This window comes from Shigella sp. FC1967 (assembly GCF_001743005.1).
Lineage (GTDB): Bacteria > Pseudomonadota > Gammaproteobacteria > Enterobacterales > Enterobacteriaceae > Proteus.
The window spans coordinates 1-241 of sequence record NZ_MIIZ01000308.1 but is presented as its reverse complement, the minus strand read 5'-3'; the positions used below and the strand labels follow the sequence as shown (position 1 = coordinate 241).

General features: G+C 45.6%; 1 pseudogene. It reads right to left on the bottom strand.

Features of this window, described 5'->3' with window-relative positions:
* A pseudogene (locus tag BHE89_RS02740) lies at nt 1-241 on the bottom strand (formate dehydrogenase subunit beta); the annotation flags it as partial.

Below are 241 nucleotides of genomic sequence, written 5' to 3'. Positions count from 1 at the left end.
AATTTAACGGTAGAGCTAATTTCTGGGTTTTCTGGTAAACCGTGGTACAGATTGGGTTTGTCAGCATGATGGAGAACATACATTACGTGTGTACCCCCCACACCTTGTGGATCGTAAAGACCTGCATTGTCGTAACCACGCGTTTGCAGTTCAGAAACACGCTCACTAGCAAGATTGATCATGGCTTCTTTCGAACCAAAATGAATCGCGCCTGTTGGGCAAGTTTTCACACAGGCAGGTT